Origin of the sequence: Pseudomonas psychrophila (assembly GCF_001043005.1) — a bacterium.
GTDB classification, from domain to species: domain Bacteria; phylum Pseudomonadota; class Gammaproteobacteria; order Pseudomonadales; family Pseudomonadaceae; genus Aquipseudomonas; species Aquipseudomonas psychrophila.
In genome coordinates, this window is record NZ_JYKZ01000001.1 from 645,887 (window position 1) to 664,901 (window position 19,015).

General features: G+C 57.2%; 18 protein-coding genes. 8 read left to right on the plus strand and 10 right to left on the minus strand.

Features of this window, described 5'->3' with window-relative positions:
- Positions 1-80 precede the first annotated feature (80 nt).
- The 4 genes from TU76_RS03030 to TU76_RS03045 all read left to right on the plus strand — a co-directional run bounded on the left by TU76_RS03030 (position 81) and on the right by TU76_RS03045 (position 5,248).
- On the plus strand, positions 81-1,427 hold the full coding sequence (locus TU76_RS03030) for an imelysin family protein (RefSeq protein ID WP_019827798.1): 1,347 nt from the start codon (positions 81-83) through the stop codon (positions 1,425-1,427).
- Between the two features lie 191 nt (positions 1,428-1,618).
- Positions 1,619-3,046, plus strand: coding sequence for a di-heme oxidoreductase family protein (locus TU76_RS03035; RefSeq protein WP_048351063.1), 1,428 nt, complete (start codon positions 1,619-1,621; stop codon positions 3,044-3,046).
- A gap of 26 nt (positions 3,047-3,072) precedes the next feature.
- A complete protein-coding gene (locus tag TU76_RS03040; RefSeq protein WP_048351064.1) occupies positions 3,073-4,137 on the plus strand; it encodes an imelysin family protein in 1,065 nt (354 codons plus the stop codon).
- A gap of 13 nt (positions 4,138-4,150) precedes the next feature.
- Positions 4,151-5,248, plus strand: a complete 1,098-nt coding sequence (locus tag TU76_RS03045) for a DUF1513 domain-containing protein (RefSeq protein WP_019827803.1) — start codon at positions 4,151-4,153, stop codon at positions 5,246-5,248.
- A gap of 72 nt (positions 5,249-5,320) precedes the next feature.
- On the opposite strand, the gene TU76_RS25565 is transcribed toward TU76_RS03045, so the two are convergent.
- The 5 genes from TU76_RS25565 to colR all read right to left on the minus strand — a co-directional run bounded on the left by TU76_RS25565 (position 5,321) and on the right by colR (position 9,093).
- Positions 5,321-5,542: a hypothetical protein gene (locus TU76_RS25565; protein ID WP_019827805.1), complete on the minus strand. Its 222-nt coding sequence runs from the start codon at positions 5,540-5,542 to the stop codon at positions 5,321-5,323.
- Positions 5,542-6,258, minus strand: coding sequence for a lipopolysaccharide kinase InaA family protein (locus TU76_RS03055; RefSeq protein WP_019827807.1), 717 nt, complete (start codon positions 6,256-6,258; stop codon positions 5,542-5,544). Before TU76_RS03055 ends, TU76_RS25565 begins: the two co-directional genes overlap by 1 nt.
- A gap of 3 nt (positions 6,259-6,261) precedes the next feature.
- Positions 6,262-6,942, minus strand: coding sequence for a class I SAM-dependent methyltransferase (locus TU76_RS03060; protein ID WP_048351065.1), 681 nt, complete (start codon positions 6,940-6,942; stop codon positions 6,262-6,264).
- Between the two features lie 197 nt (positions 6,943-7,139).
- On the minus strand, positions 7,140-8,420 hold the full coding sequence (locus tag TU76_RS03065) for a sensor histidine kinase (RefSeq protein WP_019827810.1): 1,281 nt from the start codon (positions 8,418-8,420) through the stop codon (positions 7,140-7,142).
- Positions 8,410-9,093 (minus strand): two-component system response regulator ColR, encoded by a 684-nt coding sequence (gene colR / locus TU76_RS03070; RefSeq protein ID WP_019827811.1) that lies wholly within the window; start codon positions 9,091-9,093, stop codon positions 8,410-8,412. Before colR ends, TU76_RS03065 begins: the two co-directional genes overlap by 11 nt.
- 201 nt (positions 9,094-9,294) lie before the next feature.
- On the opposite strand from colR, the gene TU76_RS03075 reads away from it, so the two are divergent.
- Positions 9,295-11,217 (plus strand): LTA synthase family protein, encoded by a 1,923-nt coding sequence (locus tag TU76_RS03075; RefSeq protein ID WP_048351066.1) that lies wholly within the window; start codon positions 9,295-9,297, stop codon positions 11,215-11,217.
- Positions 11,218-11,475: 258 nt separating this feature from the next.
- On the opposite strand, the gene groL is transcribed toward TU76_RS03075, so the two are convergent.
- The 4 genes from groL to TU76_RS03095 form a co-directional block, all read right to left on the minus strand.
- Complete coding sequence (gene groL / locus TU76_RS03080; protein ID WP_019827814.1) at positions 11,476-13,119, minus strand: chaperonin GroEL; 1,644 nt, start codon at positions 13,117-13,119, stop codon at positions 11,476-11,478.
- Between the two features lie 49 nt (positions 13,120-13,168).
- The gene (locus tag TU76_RS03085) at positions 13,169-13,462 is read right to left on the minus strand and encodes a co-chaperone GroES (protein WP_019827816.1); all 294 of its coding nucleotides are present in this window, start codon (positions 13,460-13,462) and stop codon (positions 13,169-13,171) included.
- A 242-nt stretch (positions 13,463-13,704) separates the two neighbouring features.
- Positions 13,705-14,178, minus strand: a complete 474-nt coding sequence (locus TU76_RS03090) for an FxsA family protein (RefSeq protein WP_019827818.1) — start codon at positions 14,176-14,178, stop codon at positions 13,705-13,707.
- A gap of 71 nt (positions 14,179-14,249) precedes the next feature.
- Positions 14,250-14,975, minus strand: a complete 726-nt coding sequence (locus TU76_RS03095; RefSeq protein ID WP_046808917.1) for a HugZ family pyridoxamine 5'-phosphate oxidase — start codon at positions 14,973-14,975, stop codon at positions 14,250-14,252.
- Between the two features lie 53 nt (positions 14,976-15,028).
- Here TU76_RS03095 and TU76_RS03100 point away from each other — a divergent pair, with 53 nt between their 5' ends.
- Entirely contained in the window at positions 15,029-15,787 is a 759-nt protein-coding gene (locus TU76_RS03100) for an SDR family oxidoreductase (RefSeq protein ID WP_046808918.1), read from the plus strand.
- Positions 15,788-15,854: 67 nt separating this feature from the next.
- Here the strand turns inward: TU76_RS03100 and TU76_RS03105 are convergent, their stop codons facing one another.
- Positions 15,855-16,868, minus strand: a complete 1,014-nt coding sequence (locus TU76_RS03105) for a DUF481 domain-containing protein (protein ID WP_019827824.1) — start codon at positions 16,866-16,868, stop codon at positions 15,855-15,857.
- 151 nt (positions 16,869-17,019) lie between these two features.
- Between TU76_RS03105 and TU76_RS03110 the strand changes: the two genes are divergently transcribed.
- Together TU76_RS03110 and TU76_RS03115 are read left to right on the plus strand one after the other, a co-directional pair.
- Positions 17,020-17,373, plus strand: coding sequence for an MGMT family protein (locus TU76_RS03110; RefSeq protein ID WP_019827825.1), 354 nt, complete (start codon positions 17,020-17,022; stop codon positions 17,371-17,373).
- A gap of 42 nt (positions 17,374-17,415) precedes the next feature.
- Positions 17,416-18,960, plus strand: a complete 1,545-nt coding sequence (locus TU76_RS03115) for an AmpG family muropeptide MFS transporter (RefSeq protein ID WP_019827826.1) — start codon at positions 17,416-17,418, stop codon at positions 18,958-18,960.
- The last annotated feature ends 55 nt before the right edge of the window (positions 18,961-19,015 follow it).

The window sequence follows — 19,015 nt, forward strand, 5'->3', positions numbered from 1 at the left end:
AAATGCATATCTTTCGCATTATGTGGCAGTTTCGCGTGCAGCCGCACGCTTGTCCCACCTCTCGAAGCAGGATTTTCGCCATGATTCGTATGCCTCTGGCAACCGCCAGTCTGCTGGCCATTGCTATCTCACTCGCCGGTTGTGGCGACAAGGACAAGGAAAAAACCGCTGCAACTCCTGCTCCAGCAGCCGCCACCAGCACTGCGACGCCAGCCACTGACATCACCGCGGCAAAAGTCGACGAAGCTGCCGCCAAGGCCGTCGTTGCGCATTACGCCGACATGGTTCACGCCGTTTACAGCGATGCTCAAAGCACTGCTTTAAAGCTGCAAACCGCTATCGATGCGTTCCTGGCCAAGCCGAACGACGACACCCTGAAAGCCGCTCGCGCTGCCTGGGTTGAAGCCCGCGTACCTTACCTGCAGAGCGAAGTATTCCGCTTCGGCAACACCATCATTGATGACTGGGAAGGCCAAGTTAACGCCTGGCCGCTGGACGAAGGCCTGATCGACTACGTTGACGCCAACTATGCAGGCGCACTGGGCAACCCGGGTGCCAACGCCAACATCATCGCCAACACCCAGATTCAGATCGGCGAAGACAAGGTCGACGTCACCGAAATCACTCCGGAAACTCTGGCCAGCCTGAACGAGCTGGGCGGTTCCGAAGCCAACGTGGCTACCGGTTATCACGCCATCGAATTCCTGCTGTGGGGCCAGGACCTCAACGGTACAGGCCCTGGAGCTGGCAACCGTCCTGCTTCTGATTACCTGGAAGGCGAAGGTGCTACCGGAGGTCACAACGATCGCCGTCGCGCTTACTTGAAAGCCGTGACCCAACTGCTGGTTAACGACCTCGACGAAATGGTCGGCAACTGGGCACCAAACGTGGCCGACAACTACCGCGCGACGCTTGAAGCCGAGCCGGTACAAAACGGCCTGCGCAAAATGCTGTTCGGCATGGGCAGCCTGTCGCTGGGCGAACTGGCCGGCGAGCGCATGAAAGTGTCACTGGAAGCCAACTCGCCTGAAGACGAGCAGGACTGCTTCAGCGACAACACCCACTACTCGCACTTCTACGATGCCAAGGGCATTCGTAACGTGTACCTGGGCGAGTACCTGCGTGCTGATGGCACCAAAATGACCGGTCCTAGCCTGTCGTCGTTGGTGGTCGTGATTGATCCGGCTGCAGACGCCACCCTGAAATCCGATCTGGCCGACACAGAAGCCAAGATCCAGGTCATGGTTGACCGCGCCAACAAGGGCGAGCACTACGATCAGTTGATCGCAGCAGATAACGCTGCAGGCAATCAGGTAGTACGTGATGCCATCGCCGCTCTGGTCAAGCAGACCGGTGCCATCGAGCAAGCCGCTGGCAAGCTGGGCATCAGCGATCTGAACCCGGACACCGCCGATCACGAATTTTGATCTGTAGCGTTTGAATGAACAATAAGGCGGCCTTCGGGTCGCCTTTTTTGTGGGCCCACCCTGCCCACTCCCATATGATTCCCCACAGATCTGCTGCCACAAGTCACAGCAAACGCTAATCCCTCTTATTTCAATTCACCTTCCCTGATAAACTTTGCGCCCTCGATTTAGCTCACTGATCTGGACGTTTGATGCCTTCGTTGCCTCTTCGCCTGTCCCTGCTGCTGTTGGCCATGAGCCTTGGCGGTTGTGATGATGCCCCGCGTTTCACCAAACCCGAGCCCGGCGAAGCCCGCTCCGGCGGGGCTACAACAGTGCGCAAAACCGATAAAAATGCGTTTTCCATGCCCTCAGCCAACCTTTCGCCCACCCGGCGACTGGACTTCAGCGTCGGTAACAGTTTCTTTCGCAGCCCGTGGGTCATTGCCCCGTCCACCACCACCGCGCGCGATGGCCTGGGCCCGCTGTTCAATACCAATGGCTGTCAGAACTGCCATATCAAGGACGGCCGTGGCCATCCGCCAGCTCCCGACGCCAAGAACTCCGTGTCGATGCTGGTTCGGTTATCGATCCCCAACGACCCCGCTTACACCACGCTGATAGAACAAGCCGGCATCGTGCCCGAGCCAGTCTATGGCGGCCAGTTGCAGGACATGTCCGTACCTGGCGTTGCCCCCGAGGGCAAGGTACGGGTCGACTACGAACCCGTGACCGTACGATTCAAAGACGGCACTGAAGTCGAATTGCGCAAACCCACGCTACAAATCACCCAGCTGGGTTATGGCCCGATGCACCCCGACACACGTTTTTCGGCTCGTATCGCGCCGCCGATGATTGGCCTGGGACTGCTCGAAGCCATCCCGAACGAGGCGATTCTGGCCAATGCCGATGCTCAGGGCAAAAACCGTGACGGCATCGCCGGACGTCCCAACTGGGTGTGGGATGACGCCCAGCAAAAGACGGTTTTGGGTCGATTTGGCTGGAAAGCCGGCCAACCCAATCTCAATCAACAAAATGTTCACGCCTTTTCTGGTGATATGGGGCTCACTACCTCCCTGAGACCCTTCGATGATTGCACCAAGGCTCAAACTGCCTGCCTCGAAGCGCCCAACGGCAACGGCCCTGATGGCGAACCCGAGGTCAGCGACAACATTCTGCGCCTGGTGGAGTTCTACACCCGCAACCTGGCCGGACCTGCCCGACGTGATGTCGGCGCCCCCCAGGTGCTGGCCGGTAAAAACCTGTTCCACCAGGCAGGCTGCGCCTCATGTCATACGCCTGCGTTCACTACATCCGCCAATGCCGCCGAGCCCGAACTGGCCAATCAGGTCATTCGCCCGTACAGCGACTTGTTGCTCCACGATATGGGCCCTGGCCTTGCCGACAACCGTACCGAGTTCGCTGCCACCGGCCGAGACTGGCGCACGCCACCGCTGTGGGGCATCGGCTTGACTCAGGAAGTGAGCGGTCACACTCAGTTTTTGCACGATGGACGTGCTCGCAATTTGCTTGAAGCCGTGCTCTGGCATGGTGGCGAAGCCGAACCGGCCAAGCAGCAGGTTTTACGCTTTAATGCCGAGCAGCGCGCTGCGTTGCTGGCGTTCCTGAACTCTCTTTAACGCTTTACAAGATCGGGGACCCCGACATGTTTCGACCCAAGCTGTTGTTCACCAGCCTCGCGGCTATCGCCCTGGCCGCATGCTCGCCACAAGACCCGCAGGCCGTCACCTCGGCAGCCATCGCCAAGCAAGTGATCTTGCCGACCTACAGCCGCTGGGTTGAAGCCGACCGCCAATTGGCCGTCAGCGCTCTGGCGTACTGCCAAGGCAAGGAAAACCTGGAGACTGCCAGAGCTGACTTCCTGCACGCGCAAAAAGCCTGGGCCGAGCTGCAACCGCTGCTGATCGGGCCATTGGCCGAAGGCAATCGCTCGTGGCAGGTACAGTTCTGGCCAGACAAGAAGAACCTGGTCGGCCGTCAGGTTGAGCAACTGGTGGTTGCCCAGCCACAGATCGATGCAGCCGCCCTGACCAAATCCAGCGTTGTGGTGCAAGGTCTGTCTGCTTACGAATACATTCTGTTCGACAGCAACATCAACCTCGCTGACGATTCGCAAAAAGCCCGTTACTGCCCGCTGCTGACCGCCATCGGCGAACGTCAGAAGCAACTGGCTGAAGAAATCCTGGCCAGCTGGAACAGCACAGACGGCATGCTCGCGCAGATGAGCAAGTTCCCGAACCAGCGTTATGCCGACTCCCACGAAGCCATCGCTGACGTGCTGCGCGTGCAGGTCACGGCACTCGACACCCTGAAGAAAAAACTCGGCACCCCCATGGGCCGTCAGAGCAAGGGCATCCCCCAGCCATTCCAGGCTGATGCATGGCGCAGCGAGTCGTCGCTCAAAAGCCTGGCTGCCAGCCTTTCTGCTGCTCAGAGCGTATGGGCAGGTGTCGATAACAAAGGATTGCGCAGCCTGTTGCCTGCCGAGCAAAAACCATTGGCTGACAAGATCGATGCGGCCTATGCAGCTTCGCTCAAGCTGTTCAATGACAACCAACGCACACTTAATGAGCTGCTGGCAGACGACGCCGGCCGCACCCAGTTGAACGCTATCTACGACAGCCTGAACGTCGTTCACCGTCTGCATGAAGGCGAACTGGCCAAAGCGCTGGGCGTCCAGCTGGGCTTTAACGCCAACGACGGCGATTGATGAAGGGGGTTCGATGATGCGCAGGCAAGCTCTCAAGCTCGGCGGTTTACTGCTCAGCGCCGTCACGTTGGGTGGTTGGTCACTGTTCAAGCAAAAAGACCGTAGCCCACTGCTGTTGAGTGCCCGTGACGATGTGGACGGCAATCACTTTGCTGTCGGTTATCGCCTGGATGGCACTCGGGTATTCAGCACGCAGGTAGGCCAGCGCTGCCACGACATCATCAACCACCCCACGCTACCCATTGCACTGTTTGTAGCTCGGCGTCCCGGTACCGAAAGCTACCTGATCAACCTTGCAGACGGGCAGTTGCTGCAAACACTGACCTCCCTGCCCAACCGCCATTTTTATGGTCACGCAGTCATCCATAAAGATGGCGAGTGGCTATACACCACCGAAAACGACACCACTGACCCGGGCCGTGGCTTGTTGGGGGTTTACCGCTTTGAAGGCGAGCGCCTGATCCACAGTGGCGAAATCCCTACCCACGGCGTAGGCCCGCATCAAGTCTCGTGGATGCCTGATGGCGAAACCCTGGTGGTAGCTAACGGCGGCATTCGGACAGAGGCCGAAAGCCGGGTCGAGATGAACCTGAATGCGATGGAGCCCAGCCTGGTACTGATGCAACGCGATGGCACCTTGCTCAGCAAGGAAACCCTGAGCCAGCAAATGAACAGCGTTCGCCACTTGGGTATCGCCAGCGATGGCACGATCCTGGCCTGTCAGCAATTCATGGGTGACGCCCATGAGCTTTCCGAATTGTTGGCCATCAAGCGACCTGGCCAGCCATTTGAGCCCTTCCCGGTGGCCGAGCCACAACTGCGTGCCATGGGTCATTACACGGCCAGTGTCGCGGTACACAGTGAGTTAAGGCTTGTCGCGCTGACCGCTCCACGGGGCAATCGATTCTTTGTGTGGGATCTGGACAGCGGGGCTTTGCGCCTGGATGCGCCATTGCCGGATTGTGCAGGGGTGGGTGCGGTAAAGGATGGGTTTGTGGTTACGTCCGGCCAGGGCCGTTGCCGATTCTATGACTGCCGTCAGAGCGATCTGAACGCCAAGCCATTGGATCTACCGTCGGGGCTATGGGATAACCATCTGCATGTGATGTAGCAGATGATAAAAATCTGTGTAGCAGCAGCCTCGTTCCTTCGGCAGCTGCTACAGGGATTTTTACCCGCCGTCCTACTTCTTCATCCCTTGGCTCATTCCAAACATGAACAACAGCAGGTCGTGATCGGGCTTTGTCGCTACTGCCACTTTCACTACCCGCGGCAGTGGGCAATGAGCCCCAGCCGGGGGCCCACTTAACACTTGAGTCACAGGCTGTTCCCACGCGGCCAGAGCCACACCAGCAATGACCAGAGCTCCCAGCAGAAACAAACTTCGTGCTATTTCTCGCTTCATCACCGTAAACCTTTGATGGCGCTGCCAAACACCGTCTTATAAAAGTAGATCAGTCTGTCCCATTCCGTGGCGTTCCACGACGAATGGCGGCGTAGCTGCTTCAGGTCGTGCGAGGCTGCTTTATGGGTCGTCAGGCGTTGCCGGCTTTTTTCAAGGTCCAGCAAAGCCACGTTTACGTCTACGTTCTCACCCTGCCCTGCAACGCGGACAAACACATGCTTGGCGTACAGACAGCCATGTTGCCAGCGCCCCAGGTGCATGCGCGCAAGGGTTTGGCCAATCGCCTCGAGTACACGGTCATGCACCGCCTCACCCCAACGCTCACGTTCGCCAGCGGCATACCAGTTGTCGATTTCAACAAAGCCGTCCAGGGCGACGGTCACCAGCAGTGCTCGCCATTGCTTGTCTGCCCCTTGCCGGGCCCCGCAGTACACCAGCTCTGGCACGCCAACCGATAACCGGTTCATCGCAACCAATGCATCGCGCTCACGCAACACCGTCGGGCGACCCAATGGGTAGCGCCAGCTGCGGTAGGTATGCCCCACTTGACGCTTTGCATAGAGCAAACGCTCGTTGGCATCGTGAATGCGTTGTACACCACTCTCTCCACCACGACGCTGATTGGGCTCTTCAACCCATTCACCTTTTTGATTCCAGTAAAATTCAAATCGGTCTTCAGTCGCAGAGGGGGATTGCTGTACAAAATCAACGGTCATGAGTTATCTCTTTCTTAGTACGTAAACCCGCCACATCGCGTAAAGCGGAATAAAGTCCAAATGATCCTGAATGACGAAACCAGCCTTTTTAAACTCCGACTCCACTGTAACAGCTGGTAACACGAAGCGGTTTTGGTAACCTATTTGCTCTCTTTCTACAATACGTTCACGCTCAAGACGCTTGCGTTTCCAGGCTTTAAAATTGCCATCTACCCAGAGGGAGATGATCAAACTGTCCCGGCTGACGCGATGAAGCTCCCGCAGTAGAGCCATCCGGTGACTTGCATCACCAATGTGGTGCAGGAGGCGCATGCAAAAAACACTGTCAACGGAGTTATCGGGCATATCTATTTCAAATGCTGAGGTCTGCAAGCGCCGTACCCGTTTCACCACTTCGGCCGGTTGCGCCAGCGCCGCCACCTCCAACATGGACGCAGAATTGTCGGCGCCAATGATTTCGCGGTTTGGCATTTGCGCCAATAACGGCCAAAAACGCCCTGCACCACATGGTAAATCCAGAACCACCTGAGGCTCACCGGCCAACTGCAACGCGCGGCGCGCCAGTTGCTCGTCGCGCTTGTGCGAGAGGCGGCGAGCCAGCCCGTCCTGGTGTTTGGCCAGGTACTGGGTAGCGTGCTGCTGGTCGTACTTTTCTGAGAACTTGAGTTTGATGATGGGATTCATGACGGTGCTCCTGAAGCATATAACCGCCACCTTAGTCAGGAGAACGTAAGCGTCAGGTCATCAACAGGTGAAAATTCCGTCTATGCGTCCTACACAAATGTTGCAGGGTTTTACATCGCGGAAATGCTGGCGCAGGGCCACTTACGGATCAACTTTCATATAAAGCGGCCTGCTGAAGGCAGGCCGCGGGAGGAGCTTCACACGTCGGTCGGACCAAGCTCTACGCGAAAACGACAACCATTGGGCTCCATGGTGGTGAGGGTCACGCGCCAACCCTGGCTTTCACAGATTCGCTGCACCAGCGACAACCCCAGGCCCAGCCCTTCACCCCGTTTTTCACTGCCGCGAACGAAGGGTTGGAACATAGCCTGGCGTTTTTCTTCCGGGATGCCGACGCCGCTGTCTTCCACCACAAAGCCGCTGGGCTCAAGGGTCAGTCGGATAAAGCCCTTGTCGGTGTAGTGCAACGCATTGCGAAGCAAGTTGCCCATGACCGCGTGCAGGAAGGTCGCGTTATAGCGGGTATCCAGCGGGCTACCCGGCTCATAAATCAGCTCAAGGCCTTTGTTTTCAATGGGCTCACGCCACAGGCTGATCAGGCCTTCGGCCACAGTGGTAAGGGTGACCGTAGGCGACATGCTGGCATCTTCATGCTGCGCACGGGCCAACATCAGGAAGGTTTGCACCAGTTCACGCATCTCTTCACAAGCGCGGGAAATGCGCTCGACCTGTGAACGGCTGCGCTGATCAAGCGATGGGTTTTCCAGCAGGAGCTCGCAGGAACTGGCAAGCACCATCAACGGCGTTCGCAACTCGTGGCTTACATCACTGGTAAACAGCCGTTCGCGGGTCAGGGTGTCGCGTAAACGGCCCAACGTGGCGTCGAACGCCACTGCCAGCTCACCCACTTCATCGGCCGCGTAGTCCGGCGCCAGGGGCGGTGCCAGCCCCAGCAACTGATCGCGATGACGAACTTGACGCGCCAGACGCACCACGGGAGCCATTACGCGACGAGCCAGGGTCCAGCCTAAAAAGACGGCCAAAGCCAGGGCCAGTACAAAACCGACCACGACCACGGCAAACAGCACGCGCTCACGCTCTTCAAAATCGCTCTGGTCTTGCAGCAGGACATAACGCCGTCCATCGACCACTTCAACCATCGCGTGATACGACAGCTGGTCACGAAACACTTCATGAAAACCCGGATCCAGGTGGCGCAGGTCCTTGGGCAGGGCAAAGTCACCTCGCCCGCCGCTGAAGTAAAACAACTGGCTGGGCTTGGGCCGATGGTTCCAGTCGGCACCGTTGTCCATCAGCAACAGACGTTGCAAATCACCGCCCAGGCCTGCCGAGATGAGCTTTTCTTCGACCAGGTGCACGGTGGCAATAATGCCCACGGCGAATGTACCGGCCACTAACGCGCTCATCAGGGCAAAGGCAATGATGATCCGCTGGGAAAGGCTTTGCTTAAACTCCATCGCGAAGCTCGGCGAGGCGGTAGCCAACACCATGTACGGTTTGCAACAGAGGCTTGTCGAACGGTTTGTCGATCACCTGACGTAGTTGGTGCACATGGCTGCGCAGGCTGTCGCTGTCCGGGCAATCGTCGCCCCAAAGGGCCTCTTCCAGAACTTCGCGGCGCAGTACGTGCGGGCTTTTTTGCATCAATACCGCGAGCAGCTTGAGGCCCACCGGGTTGAGCTTGAGCAAACGCCCTTCGCGGGTAACTTCGAGGGTATCTAGGTCGTAACGCAGCTCGGCAACCTGCAACTCGCGTCGGCCTCCGCCTTGTGCGCGACGCAACACGGCCTCGATCCGCGCCGCCAGTTCCGAGAGGGCAAACGGCTTGAGCAGGTAGTCATCAGCGCCGGACTTGAAACCTTGCAGGCGATCGTCCAGTTGGTCGCGGGCAGTCAGCATGATCACCGGCGTATCTCGACGGGCGTCTTCACGCAGGCGTTTGCACAAGGTATAGCCGTCGATACCGGGCAACATGATGTCGAGCACAATCAGGTCGTAGTGCTCGGTGGCCGCCAGGTGCAGACCTGACAAACCATCCTGTGCGCAGTCAACGGTATAGCCCTTGAGCCCCAAATAATCCGCCAGGTTGGCGAGGATATCGCGGTTGTCTTCAACCAATAGAATTCGCATGGGTCCTCTCTCCGCTCACAGTTACAGCCGTCTTGGCCCGCGCAGCTTAAGGCCAAGAACCGTACAGGGCCAGCACCGCAGGGCGCATCAACGATTTAGTTGCAGCTCTTGCCAAAATGACACTTTTTTTACTCTCGGTTCACACAGTCAATACAGAGGCACCCGCACACTCGCGCACACTCGCGCTCAAGGAAAACAACGATGCGTCTGCTGCACACTGCGCCAATGCGCTATCTCCTGCTGTTGACTGGCTGTTGGCTGGCGACCTTTCTCATTACCCGGGGCGTTCTGCTGGTCACCCATCTGGGTGAGGCGGGTCACAACTGGCTACCGGTGTTTGGCATTGGCTTGCTGTACGACCTCGGTTTTCTGGCCTATGCAGCCCTGCCGCTGGGCCTGTACCTGCTCCTGTGTCCGCCCGGCCTGTGGCGTCGTCGTGGTCATCAGTGGTTTTTGCAGGGCCTGTTGACCCTCAGTCTGTTTGCCATGTTGTTCACGGGCGTCGCCGAGTGGCTATTCTGGGATGAATTCGGCGTGCGCTTTAACTTTATCGCCGTGGACTACTTGGTCTACTCCGATGAAGTACTAAATAACGTACTGGAATCCTACCCCATTGGCATACTGCTCGGCGGCATAGCCCTCAGTGCCATTGTGTTGAGCCTTGTTCTGCGCAAACCGTTCAACGCTGCCATGAATGCTCCTTTGCCGACCTTTGGCACACGTATCGCCACCTTTGCCGGCCTGTTGCTGGTAGCCGGCCTGAGCCTGCAACTGCTCGATCAGGACGGGCCTCGTGGTCAAGGAGGCAATGCCTATCAGCATGAACTGGCAAGCAACGGCCCGTATCAGTTCTTTGCCGCGTTCCGTAATAACGAGCTGGATTACCAGCAGTTCTACACCAGCCTGCCGACCGACGTGGTGGCCAAACAATTGCGCAAGGAGTTGACTGAGCCCAACGCGACTTTTGTAGGCCAGGACCCGCTGGATATTCGTCGCAATATCGACAACCCTGGAACTTCGCGTCAGCCCAACATTGTGCTGGTGACAATTGAAAGCTTCAGCGCCAAATATTTGGGCAGCAACGGTGATGGCCGCAATCTCACGCCACACCTGGATCAACTGCGCAAGGAGAGCCTGTACTTCAATAACTTTTATGCCACCGGGACCCGTACCGACCGTGGCCTGGAAGCCATAACCCTGGCCATTCCGCCGACGCCGGGGCGCTCCATCGTCAAGCGCATCGGCCGTGAAAGCGGCTTTGCCAGCCTGGGCCAGCAGCTGAACGCCGTGGGTTATGACAGCGTGTTCGTCTATGGCGGACGCGGTTACTTTGACAACATGAACGCCTTTTTCAGCGGCAACGGTTACCGCGTCGTTGACCAAAGCAGCGTGAATGAAGCCGATATCCATTTCAAAAACGCGTGGGGCATGGCCGACGAAGATCTGTACCGTGAAACGCTGAAGCTGGCCGATATCAATTACGCGCAACAAAAACCGTTTTTACTGCAACTGATGACCACCTCGAACCACCGCCCCTACACCTACCCTGAAGGCCGGATCGACATCAAGTCGGGCAATGGCCGTGACGGCGCAGTGAAGTACACCGACTACGCCATCGGCCAGTTCCTTGAGCATGCGCGAAAAAAACCCTGGTTCGACAACACGATCTTTGTGTTCGTGGCCGATCACACGGCGGGTAGTGCCGGTAAGGAAGACTTGCCGATCACCAACTATCAGATCCCGCTGTTTATCTATGCGCCCAAACTGATCGAAGCGCGGGAGAACTCGCAACTGGCCAGCCAGATCGATCTGGCGCCAACCTTGCTCGGTTTGCTGAACCTGGATTACCAGTCGACCTTCTTTGGTCGCAACCTGCTGCAGGACAATCCGCTACCGCCGCGCGTGGTCGTGGGCAACTATCAGCACCTGGGTTTGTTTGACGGTAAAGACCTGGCCATTCTCAGCCCGCGTGAGGGGCTGCGCCGCCACGACGAAGCGCTGACAACCAGTATTGAGTCCCGCGTAACGGCGACCGATCCGTTGATTGAGCGGGCGATCACTTACTACCAGGCCGCCAGTCATGACTATAAAAAGCAATTGCTGGGCTGGAAGCCGGCGCAATAATGCTGTAGCCGCCTGCCGAAGGCTGAGATCGATTGCGAAGCGATCGCTGAATCAGCCAAGGTGATTTGATTGAATACCCGTGATCCGTGATTTCACGACGGCTACGCCGCCGATCGCAGCCTCTCCCCGCTCGGCAGCGGCCACACGGTGAAGGCATTTCGTAGCCGTTGAGACAAATAGCCAAACGCGGTTAGCCCGCACAAAAAAGCCCCGCCTGATTACTCAGGCGGGGCTTTTGCGTATCGGGGTAAGGCTGGCTTACATCATGCCGCCCATACCACCCATGCCGCCCATGTCTGGCATACCGCCGCCAGCTGCCTTGTCGTCCTGGATCTCAGCGATCATCGCCTCAGTGGTGATCATCAGGCTGGCAATCGACGAAGCCGCTTGCAGAGCCGAACGAGTCACTTTAGCCGGGTCAAGGATACCCATTTCGATCATGTCGCCGTATTCGCCAGTGGCTGCGTTGTAACCGTAGTTACCCGAACCCTGCTTCACTTTGTCGACAACTACGCTTGGCTCGTCGCCGGAGTTGGCAACGATCTGGCGCAGAGGTGCTTCAACAGCACGACGCAGCAATGCGATACCCACGTTCTGATCAGCGTTGTCGCCTTTCAGATCAGCGATTGCTTGCAGAGCGCGAACCAGTGCCACGCCACCGCCAGGTACCACGCCTTCTTCAACGGCTGCACGGGTTGCGTGCAGGGCGTCTTCAACGCGGGCTTTCTTCTCTTTCATTTCTACTTCGGAACCAGCACCCACCTTGATCACTGCAACGCCGCCAGAAAGCTTGGCCAGACGCTCTTGCAGTTTTTCACGGTCGTAGTCCGAAGTGGTATCAGCTACCTGGGCACGGATCTGAGTCACACGAGCCTGGATGTCAGCTTCAACGCCAGCACCGTCGATAACGGTGGTGTTTTCTTTGGTTACGGTGACGCGTTTGGCATTACCCAGGTGTTCCAGGGTAGCGCTTTCCAGGCTCAGACCGATCTCTTCGGAGATAACGGTACCGCCAGTCAGAACAGCGATGTCCTGCAGCATTGCCTTGCGACGATCGCCAAAACCAGGTGCTTTAACAGCAACGACTTTCACGATACCGCGCATGTTGTTCACAACCAGAGTCGCCAGGGCTTCGCCTTCAACGTCTTCGGATACGATCAGCAGTGGGCGACCGGCCTTGGCAACAGCTTCCAGAACTGGCAGCAGTTCACGGATGTTGGAAATCTTTTTGTCGACCAGAAGGATCAGCGGACCGTCGAGTTCGGCAGTCATGGTTTCTGGTTTGTTGACGAAGTACGGGGACAGGTAGCCACGGTCAAACTGCATGCCTTCAACAACCGACAGTTCGTTTTCCAGGCCCGAGCCTTCTTCAACGGTGATCACGCCTTCTTTACCGACTTTTTCCATGGCTTCGGCAATGATGTCGCCGATGGAGCTGTCGGAGTTGGCAGAGATGGTACCTACCTGAGCGATTGCCTTGCTGTCAGCGCATGGCTTGGCCAGGGATTTCAGCTCTTTGACAATGGCGATGGTCGCTTTGTCGATACCGCGCTTCAGGTCCATCGGGTTCATGCCGGCAGCGACGGCTTTCAGGCCTTCGTTGACGATCGATTGAGCCAGAACGGTTGCAGTGGTAGTACCGTCACCAGCGTCATCGTTGGCACGGGAGGCAACGTCTTTAACCAGCTGCGCGCCCATGTTTTCGAAGCGATCTTTCAGCTCAATTTCTTTAGCAACGGAGACGCCGTCCTTGGTGATGGTCGGAGCGCCGAAGCTCTTCTCGATGATCACGTTACGGCCTTTAGGGCCCAGGGTCGCTTTTACTGCGTCAGCCAGGACGTTAACACCGGCCAGCATTTTTTTACGGGCGGAGTCGCCGAATTTAACTTCTTTAGCAGCCATGTTCGTTCTTCCTTAAATACTTTGTAGTAACGGGAAAAGGAGCGGGAGATCAGCCTTCGATTACAGCGAGAATCTCGTTCTCAGCCATAACCAGCAGGTCTTCGCCGTCGACTTTCACAGTGTTGCTGCCGGAGTAAGGGCCGAACACAACCTTGTCACCCACTTTCACGGCCAGCGCACGTACTTCACCGTTGTCCAGAACTCGGCCAGTACCGACAGCGAGAATCTCACCGCTGTTGGCTTTTTCGGCAGCAGAACCCGGCAGAACGATACCGCCAGCGGTTTTCTTTTCTTCTTCGCTGCGACGGATTACGACGCGGTCATGCAGAGGACGAAGCTTCATTGTCGATCTCTCCTAATTGTGGTGTTCATCGGCCGGTGTCAATACCGGCGGGGTTTGCAAGTCCGGAAATGCCGGGTGCGATTCGCTGAAGGGGTTGTGCTGTTGCCAGTAAAACCCTGCGGTGTCCGTTACATAAGGGCGCATCCACTTATTACAAGGGCACACCCATGAAATTTTTAAACTGTTGCCTGGCCCAAAAACAAACACGGCACCCAAGGTGCCGTGTTGATAACGCCAATGCCTTATTTGTCGCGGTGTTCGAACTCGCCTTCGATCACATTGGGCTCACGCCCCAAAGGCTGCTGGGAGCGTGGACGGGCTGCGGCCTCGAAATCATCCGCAAACGCACGCTGGCGAATGGCTTGTTCTTCTGCACGCTTGCGCAGACGGTTGACCAGAAAACGACGAACCGGCGGAAATAGCAACAGCAGACCGGCTGCATCGCTAATAAAGCCCGGAAGCACCAGAAGACCGCCACCCAAGGCCAGCATCAGGCCTTCAAGCATTTGCTGAGCAGGCAGTTCGCCGCGATTGAGGCTTTCACGCGCTCGAAGCGCCGTGGCCAGACCTGCAACACGAACCACCAGAACACCCAGCATCGAGCCGGCAATGATCAGCAGCAACGCAGGGAAAAACCCGATAGCGGTGCTGACCTTGAAAAAGACGTACAGCTCTAGCACTGGAAACAACAGAAAGAGCAATAGAAAAGCGCGCATCAAATGATTCCTCTCCGGAAGAATATCTTCCAACCCAATATAGATGACGGCGCGCCTCGCCAAATTCAAGGCTATGCCGTCTGTTTTTTCGGCCACTCGCTTGCACGTGCCAATAAAACCAATGCTTCGCGCACCTGTGTCGAAGTATTGCATGGCTCGGGAAAGCCCAACCAATGCAGGCCTTCACCTATACGCAAATGCATGCCTTCGCTGTCGATACCCACCAGCGTAGCTGGCGCTGTATGCGGTAGCCCGGTCAATGTGACGTAATGCTCGATGGCGTTGGCGTGGTCGCTGTTCATGTGGTCCACCATGCGCACCTCGACCTGCCCGGCAAAGGGATTGGCCAGCGTGACTTGATCCAGCCAGTGAATCGCCCCGAAGCCACCTATATAACGGTGCCTGACCGGGTTAAGCACCCAAAAATCGAAATCATGGGCAGTGTCATAGCCCCTGGCTTCAGGGAAGTAGCGGTAGTAACGCTCAGCGGCAGCTGTAATGGCTGCAGCCTCGGTCAACTGCTCGGCTTCGGCCAGGTACGTCAGGCGCCCAACGGCCTGGACATCTTCAGCCCCACGCTCGCCGACCATCAAGGAGCACTTGGGATCCTTGCGCAGATTATGGGTGTGCTGGGCAATACGGCTGATCAAAATCAGCGGCCGCCCCTGGTCATCCAGGCAGTAAGGCACCACGGAGCCAAACGGAAAACCCGGCATGGCCTTGGACTGGGTCGACAGGGCGCCACGGTATTCCTTGAGCAGTAATTCTCGGGCATGCTTGGCAGCTTCAACGCTCAACTTATGACTCCTTAATAAAAAATCCGTCGATAACGGTCGAGATCAGGGCACTCATGCAACTTAAAGACAAAGTAATCATTATCACTGGCGGCTGCCAAGGGCTGGGTCGTGCCATGGCTGAGTATCTGGCTGCCAAGGGCGCCAGGCTGGCACTGGTCGACCTCAATCCGGAAAAGCTCGAATTGGCAGTCGCAGCCTGTCAGGCGCACGGTGTCGAAGCCCGAGCCTACCTGTGTAACGTTGCTGACGAAGAACAGGTTACGCAAACCGTTGCCCAGATTGCAGAAGATTTTGGTGCGATTAACGGTCTCGTAAACAACGCCGGTATTTTGCGTGACGGGCTGCTGCTCAAGGTCAAGGACGGGGTGATGACCAAGATGAGCCTGGCGCAATGGCAGGCGGTAATCGACGTCAACCTGACCGGCGTTTTCCTGTGCACCCGTGAGGTCGCGGCGAAAATGATCGAGCTCAACAGTCAGGGCGCGATTATCAACATTTCGTCGATCTCGCGCGCAGGTAACGTCGGCCAGACCAACTACTCGGCAGCCAAGGCCGGCGTTGCCGCAGCCACGGTGACCTGGGCCAAAGAGTTGTCACGCTACGGCATTCGAGTGGCCGGGATTGCCCCGGGTTTTATCGAAACCGAAATGACCCTGGGCATGAAACCCGAAGCCCTCGAAAAGATGACTTCCGGCATCCCGTTGAAGCGCATGGGCAAAGTTGAAGAAATCGCCCATTCCGCGGCCTACATTTTTGAGAACGACTACTACACCGGGCGGATTTTGGAGCTTGATGGCGGCTTGCGGATCTAGGCCCAAACACTGTAGCCGCTGCCGCAGGCTGCGATGGGCGGCGCAGCGGCTACAGATGTATGAGCTATTACCAGGTCACGCCAAACCCCATGGTGTAGCGAGTCTTGTTGAGGGAGTTATCAGAGCCGCTTGAACCACCAATCAGGTCTTTCTCGGCCTTGAGATTGAGCGATGCCCATTCCGTCACCTTGTAACGCAAGCCGATTTCGGAATCGAGGCTGTAGTCCGACGTACTCTCCAGTGACTTGCCCAACTCACCGTTGGTGAAGATCGAAACAGTCTTGCCCATCAAATAGCGGTTGTAATCCCACTTCATGGCCAGCGAGTAGAAGTTATCTTTCTTGCCGTCTGAATACTCATAGTCCGTGCGGTTGATCAGCGAACCCAGGGAGAATGCACCCAGTTCGTCATCCCAAAACTGGTAGCCCGGCCCCGTACCGATGGTGCGCTGGCGGGAAACGTCTTCGACTTTGTCACGGTTATAGGCCAGTCGACCTTGCCAATACCACTTGTCATCGATGAAGTGGTCAAGTGCGTATTCGGCGGTCCAGTTGTCCGTGGTTACTACATCGTTCTGAAACTCGCGGTTGTATTCGCCTTCGGCGTTATGACGCCAGGCCCCATGACGAGCGGTGGTTTTGAAATCGATGTCGTAATCGTCGGTATCCTTGTCGGCCCGCTTGTAGTCCAGCGCAACATCGACATTGCCCTTCCAGACCAGGTCTTCGATCACCGGCTTGGGCTTGAGGATTTGCTGGATGCTGGCCAGTTCTACGGTTTTCGGCGCTTCACCATTGGCCAAGGTCACGCTGCCATCTTCGGCTGCCTGCAATGACTTGGCTTTTTCTCCGGTGTAGGCATCCTGCTTGACCAACAACTCCTGATCGCTTTCAAGGGTTTTGACCTGTTTCCAGTCAATGGGGACGGCACCGGCGTATTCGGTCTGGATCAGTAACTTGCCACCATCGAATACTTTGATCTTGCCGGTCAGACGGTCGCCATTTTTCAACCACACCGTATCGGCAAGCACGGGCGCGGAAACACTCAGGACAGCAAGGCACAACAGGGTTTTGGACAGCATAAGCAAATGCGAAACTCAGGATTGCGAAAGGATGCCGGCATTATCCCCATGGACACGCCCTTGAGAAAGAAAGACCGGCTCATTGTGCTGGAGTTCCTTCTATAGTTCAGTTAACAGAACAAGCCCCCCACCCTATGACCAGAAGTCCGCCGTGAGCACACCTATCGACGCCCCTCAAACCCCAGCCGACATTCGCCGTACTGCACTGTATTCAACGTTAATGATGGTGCCCGAAGGTTACGTGGTGTCCTACGGCCAGCTTGCCGAATTTGCCGGACTGGGCCGGGCTGCACGCTGGGTCGGGCGAACGCTCAGCCAACTCCCCGAAGGCACGCGCCTGCCCTGGCACAGGGTTCTCGCCGCGGGTGGACGTATCAGCTTACCGGCAGGCAGCCCGTCCGGTGACGAACAGCGCGCACGCTTACGGGCCGAAGGCTTGAGCATCATGAATAATCGTGTGGATATGCGACGTCATGGCTGGCGCCCGATAGAGCACTGCGGTTAGAGTGCGCCCTTTGTTTCCGCAACCAGAGGCAGACTCCAGTCCATGCCCCGTAAAACCTGGCGCGAAGCGCTAGCTGCCTATTCCAGCCCCTCAACCCTTGTGCTGTTACTGCTCGGCTTTGCCGCCGGTTTACCGTACATGCTGGTTTTTTCAACGCTCTCCGTGTGGCTGCGCGAAGCCGGTGTGGCTCGTGAAACCATTGGCTATGCGAGCTTGATCGGGTTGGCCTACGCCTTTAAATGGGTGTGGTCCCCGCTCCTGGACCAATGGCGTTTACCGCTGCTCGGAAAACTGGGCAGGCGTCGTTCATGGCTGGTGCTGTCGCAGTCGCTGGTGATCCTGGGCCTGATCGGCATGGGCTTTTGCGACCCGCAAAAACACCTTTCCTGGCTGATTGCCATTGCGGTTGTTGTGTCTTTCGCTTCGGCGACCCAGGACATTGCTGTCGATGCCTATCGCCTGGAAATTGCAGAAGACAATCGCCAGGCCGCGCTTGCGGCCAGTTATATGTCCGGGTATCGCGTGGCTGCCCTGCTGGCCACCGCGGGTGCCCTGTTTTTTGCCGAAGGCTTCGGCTCGACAGGCTTTAACTATAAGCACTCGGCCTGGACCGGCACCTATGTGCTGTTCGGCCTGCTGATGGTGCCTGCGCTGCTGACCACCTTGTTCATGCGTGAGCCGCCGGTACCGCTGCGTACCCAACTGTCGGCCGGTCGCTACAGCTTTGGTCACCAATTGGCGTCTGTATTTGTACTGATCGTATTGCTGGTTTCAGTTCCGGCCATGTTCACCCAGCTCTACAACACCGATTTTGCAGGTGTGCTGTTTGAAGGCGTCAGCCCAATGACACTGGTGCTGGAGGATCGGGCCTTTCTGCGGGCCATCCTGTACACCCTGCTTACGGTGTTGTGCCTGTCGACCATTGGGCGACGCGGGCTGGCCCCAGTACTGACACCGGTTAATGACTTTATCCTGCGTTATCGCTGGCAAGCCCTTCTACTGCTTGGCCTGATTGCCACCTATCGCATGTCTGACACGGTCATGGGTGTCATGGCCAACGTGTTCTACATCGACCAGGGTTTCACCAAGGATCAGATCGCCGGTGTCAGCAAGATCTTCGGCTTGATCATGACCCTTGTCGGCGCCGGCATGGGCGGCTTGCTCATCGTGCGCTTCGGCATTTTGCCGATCCTGCTGATTGGCGGGGCGGCATCGGCAAGTACCAACCTGCTGTTTATGTTGCTGGCGGACATGGGCCCGAACCTAGACATGCTGATTGTCACTATTTCACTCGACAACTTCAGCTCCGGCCTCGCCACCTCTGCGTTCGTTGCCTACCTGTCCAGCCTGACCAACCTCAAGTTTTCCGCTACCCAGTACGCTCTGCTCAGTTCCATCATGCTGTTGCTGCCACGTTTGATGGGCGGCTATTCAGGGGTGCTGGTCGAGAAGTTCGGCTACCACAACTTCTTTATAATTACGGCTCTGATGGGCATCCCCACTTTGCTGCTGATCAGCCTGCACTGGTTTCAGGAAAGCCGCCGGGCACGCCTCAACCCGCCAGTAAACCTCGAAAAAACTCCGTAAAACCCAGGGGGAGCCCACCTCCCCCCTCCCACCCTGTACGCAGCCACGTCTCGCC